The 5,115-nt window shown below is 62.8% G+C and carries 3 protein-coding genes; 2 read left to right on the top strand and 1 reads right to left on the bottom strand.

Going from position 1 to position 5,115, the window contains the following annotated elements; translation table 11 throughout:
- A partial coding sequence (locus tag RSB01_RS13445; protein ID WP_332625665.1) for a hypothetical protein occupies positions 1–2,776 on the top strand: 2,776 nt, incomplete at its 5' end.
- A gap of 120 nt (positions 2,777–2,896) precedes the next feature.
- Positions 2,897–3,886: an urea transporter gene (locus RSB01_RS13450; protein ID WP_332590706.1), complete on the top strand. Its 990-nt coding sequence runs from the start codon at positions 2,897–2,899 to the stop codon at positions 3,884–3,886.
- Between the two features lie 153 nt (positions 3,887–4,039).
- On the opposite strand, the gene RSB01_RS13455 is transcribed toward RSB01_RS13450, so the two are convergent.
- A partial coding sequence (locus RSB01_RS13455) for an aldehyde dehydrogenase family protein (RefSeq protein ID WP_332625666.1) occupies positions 4,040–5,115 on the bottom strand: 1,076 nt, incomplete at its 5' end.

Raw genomic sequence — 5,115 nt, forward strand, 5'->3', positions numbered from 1 at the left:
TGTGCAGATCACCCGTCCGCAACAGGCTCCGGTGGAGCTGATGCGCGAAGTGGTTCTGCCGCGCAGCGACCGCTTCTTTGTCGGTATCGCCGACATCACCGCCGGCAGCCGCAGCTTCGATGCCGCCAAGCACGAACTGCTGGGCGATACGGGCGACCATCGCGACGACTTCGTGGATGGCCGTCTGGCCTTCTACTTCAAGGGTCTGGTCAAGAATGACTGGCAGGTCACGGCCTCGGCCGATACCGGCGAACAGCCGCTGAAAAACCTGTTCGACGGCTTCCTTGAAAAAGACCCGCGCTCGATGCTGCGCCGTCTGGATCCGGATATGCACTATCCGGTCTATGGCGATGACTCCGTCACCGTAGAAGACGCGCCGACCTATGGCCGTTTCTACATCCGTGCCGAGAACGAAACCACGGACGCCATGTGGGGCGTGTTCCAGAGCCATCTGGGCGGCAACGAACTGATCCGTCACCAGCGCACCCTGTACGGTGTCAATCTGGACTGGCGTGGTGAAGCTGTGACCGAAAACGGCGACCGCCGTACCGAGGTCAATGTGTTCGCCGCTGACCCCGGCACCATTGCCAGCCGCGAGGACTTCGCCTCGACCGGCGGCTCGGTCTACTTCTTCCGCAACCGCGACATTGCGCCGGGTTCGGAGCGCGTCTTCCTCGAAGTGCGCGACAAGGATTCCGGTCTGGTGCTGGAGCGCAAGGAACTGATCGCCGCGCGCGACTATGACGTGAACTACCTTCAGGGCCGCGTCATGCTGCGCAACCCGCCGCCGATGACGGCCGGTTCGGACAGCTTTGTCCAGCAATCGACCCTGTCGGGCAATCCGGTATGGGTGGTCGCCACCTACGAATACTCACCGGGTCTGACCCGTCCGGATGCCTTCACCACAGGCGCGCGCGCCCAGCACTGGCTGAACGAGCGCGTTCGTGTGGGCGGCAGTGCCTACCACCAGGGCGAAGATCAGGCCTCGCAAGACCTGTTCGGCGCCGATGTACTTTACCAGCACGCCGCCAACACCTTTGTGAAGCTTGAGTTCGCTCAGGCCGACGGTCCGGGTGATGGCTCGTTCCTGTCGTCCACCGGCGGTTACGACTTTACCCAGATCCGCACCGAAGCCGATCAAGCCAATGCGGTCAGCCTGACCTTCGGCGGCAAGCTGGACGAGGTGGGTATTGACCGCGATGGCCGCTTTGCCGGTTACTACAAAACGCGCGAAGCCGGTTTCTCGGCTCCGGGCGAGCTGACCTTTGCCGAAACGCTGGACCAGTATGGCGGCTCGGTGGATGTGGCGATCAGCGACACCCTGCGCCTTCAGGCCAAGGGTGATGTCACCGATGGCCGTCTGACCGAACGTCACGCTATCGAGGCCGGCCTGCGCCGCGAGGTGGCACAGGGCTGGTTCGGTTCGGTGGGTATCCGCTCGGACAAACAGCAGGGCCAGCGCACGCCGTACAGCCCGCTCTATGTGCCGCCGCCCAGCGAAGGCACCCGCACCGACGCGGCGGTCACGCTTGGCTATCGCCACACGCCCGATCCGGAAAATCAGGAACGCGACATCCATGATGCGCCGTGGGCGGTCTGGGCTCTGGCCCAGGCAACCCTCGACCATGATGGTGGCCGCCAGTCGAACGACCGTTACGGCCTCGGTGCCGAATATCAGGTCCATGACCGCCTGAAGTTCAAGGGCGAACTGTCTGACGGCGACATGGATTTCGGGGCCGACCTGCGCGCCGACTTCGCCATGTCCGACCGTGGCAGCCTGTATCTGGGCTATGCACTGGCCGGTGAAAATCCGGACGCGCTGTCGGGGGGCCGCCTTGGCCGTCTTACCGGCGGTGCCCGCCAGCAGATGGGCGAAAAGACCAGCGTCTTTGCCGAGCAACGCTATGACCATGGCGAAGGCCCGACCGGCTGGACCCAGGCCTATGGTGTGGACTTCAGCCCGATCGAAGCCTGGACCTTCGGGGCCCGCTACGAGACCGGCACCCTGTCGGATGCGCTGGGTCAGGAAATCGAGCGTATGGCCATCGGTGCGACCGCTGACTATGGCAGCGACCGCCTGCGCTGGGCTTCGGGGCTGGAGTTCCGCAAGGACGACGGCACCACGCTGGGCGAGCGTACCACCGTGACCACCCGCAACCAGATCACCTATAAGGCGACCCCGTCGCTGCGTATGTTTGCCAAGGCCAACATCTCGATGTCCAATTCCGATCAGGAAATGGCCATGGATGCGGACTTCTACGAGCTGGCCCTGGCCAGTGCGTATCGTCCGGTGGACAATGACCGCTTCAACATGCTGGCCAAGTACACCTATCTGGCCGACCTGCCGTCACCGGCTCAGGTCGACGCGCTGGGCCAGAACCTCGACTATGCCCAACGCAGCCATATCGCGGCTGTGGACGGTACCTACCAGCTGACCCCGCGCCTCGCGCTCGGTGCCAAGGTGGCCTACCGCATCAGCGAGCTGCGCGCCTCGCGTGACGAAAGCGCACAATGGTTCGACAGTGAGGCCATGTTCTGGGCCGTGCGTGCGGACTACCAGATCGTGCGCCGCTGGGATGTCATGGCGGAAATGCGCGAGCTGTCCATCAAGGAAGCCCAAGACAGCCGTCTGGGCGCTCTGGTCGGCGTCTATCGCCACTTCGGCGACCACATGAAGCTGGGTGTCGGTTATAACTTCACCGACTATTCGGACGATCTGGGCGACCTCAGCTATGACGAAAAAGGCTGGTTCGTGAACCTGATCGGCAAGTTCTGATCTGACGATCCGATGACTGTGAACAGCCCCCTCCACCGAGGGGGCTGTTTGCGTTTTGGGGCACGGCTTTCCTTAACCTGCGCAGACTAGGCTTGGGGCCTATTATGAGGGGACCAACCCATGAAGCTGTCATCAACCGGACTGGTTCGGGACGAGGTCGGAGCGGATACCTCCGGCCCTGTCATGCGGGCGCTGGGCCTGATCGACACGATCCTGCGCGGCGTGGGGCAGGTCATGCTGCAGAACAACAGCTATGCAGGCCTGCTGTTTCTGGTCGGGGTTTTCTACAACTCGGCCCTGTTCGGTATCGGGGTGCTGGTCGGCACTCTGGCCAGTACCTTAACGGCCCGTCTGCTGGGTGCCGACCGCGCCCAGATCCGCGACGGCCTGTTCGGGTTTAACGGCGCACTGGTGGCGGTAGGGATATTGTATTTCCTGCATCCGGGCCTGCTGACTTGGGTCTGTGTGGTTGTGGCGGCTGCCTGTTCTAGTGTGCTGATGGCGGCGATGCTGAACCTGCTGCGCGCGTGGAAACTGCCGGTGCTGACGGCCCCCTTCGTGTTTACGACCCTGTGCGTGTTTCTGGCGACGGCGCGTTTCGGGCGCCTGCACTCCACCGAGCTTCTACCCTCCGCAGGCTTGCCGCAAGGCGCAACGGTCGAGGGCGTGGTGACAGGCTCCACTCTGCTGCACGGTCTGTTCAGCGGCGTGGCACAGGTCTTCTTTCAGGCCAGTCCGGTGACGGGCCTGCTGTTCCTTGCCGGACTTCTGGTCAGCTCGCGCCTCGGCTTTGTGGCCGCCATCGCCGGATCACTGATCGGGGCGCTGGTCGCATGGGGGATGGGGGCCGCCGAAGCCGCCATTTTCTCAGGGGCGTTCGGTTTCAACAGCGTCCTGACCGCCATTGCACTGGGCAGCGTGTTCCTGCGCCCTAACATGGCATCTCTGGCCTATGCGGCGCTGGCCACAGCGGTAACCCCGTTGGCCTATGCCGCCGTGTCGGCCCTGCTGGAGCCGGTCGGCATGCCCGCCATGACCTTGCCGTTTGTGCTGGTGGTCTGGGTGTTTGTGCTGGCCATACCGGTCTTCCCGCGCCTGAAGGCCAGCTAGCGGACAAAAGAAAAGGCGCGGACCTGTGAAAGTCCGCGCCTGAGCCTGCGACCGTGGGGGACGCGGTCAAACAGTGCCTGTTCGGAAAGTGCAGTTGGTCTGAAACTTCCCTGAAACCGCCGAGGGGGAAGGGCGGTCAACAGACGCTGTTGATCAGAAGAAGCCCAGCTTGTCGGGGCTGTAGCTGACCAGCAGGTTTTTGGTCTGCTGGTAGTGATCCAGCATCATGCGGTGGTTTTCGCGGCCAATGCCCGACTTCTTGTAACCACCAAAGGCGGCATGGGCGGGATACTGGTGATAGCAGTTGGTCCAGACGCGACCGGCCTGAATGCCGCGACCGGCGCGGTAGGCCGTGTTCATGTCGCGCGACCATACGCCTGCGCCCAGACCGTATTCGGTGTCATTGGCGATGGCGATGGCTTCTTCCAGCGTCTTGAAGGTGGTCACGGCCAGAACCGGACCGAAGATTTCTTCCTGGAAGACACGCATGTCATTGGTGCCCTTGAAGATGGTCGGCTTGATATAATAGCCGCCCGCCAGATCGTCCTTCAGCACGGCCTGCTCGCCGCCGGTCAGAACCTCGGCACCCTCGTCCTTGCCGATCTGCAGATAGGACAGGATCTTCTTCAGTTGCTGGTCCGAAGCCTGCGCCCCGACCTGCGTGTTCGGGTCCAGAGGGTCGCCCTGACGAATGGCCTCGACGCGGGCAATGGCCTTTTCGATGAAGGCTTCATAGATGTCTTCATGGATCAGGGCGCGGCTGGGGCAGGTGCAGATCTCGCCCTGATTGAGCGCGAACATGGCAAAGCCTTCCAGCGCCTTGTCGAGGAAGGCGTCGTCGTGATCCATCACATCCTTGAAGAAGATGTTCGGCGACTTTCCGCCCAGTTCCAGCGTCACCGGAATGATATTCTGGGTCGCATATTCCATGATCTTGTGGCCGACCGCGGTCGAGCCAGTAAAGGCGATCTTGGCAATGCGCGGATTGGTGGCCAGCGGTTCGCCCACCTCGATGCCGGTGCCCGAGACGATGTTCAGCACGCCCGCCGGAAGCAGGTCCTGAATCATCTCGACCAGTAACAGGATCGAGGCCGGTGTCTGCTCGGCGGGCTTCAGCACGATGCAGTTACCGGCGGCGAGGGCGGGGGCGATCTTCCATGTTGCCATCAGGATGGGGAAGTTCCACGGAATGATCTGGCCAACCACGCCCAGCGGCTCGTGGAAGTGGT

This window comes from Brevundimonas sp. (assembly GCF_036659295.1).
Classification (GTDB): Bacteria; Pseudomonadota; Alphaproteobacteria; order Caulobacterales; family Caulobacteraceae; genus Brevundimonas.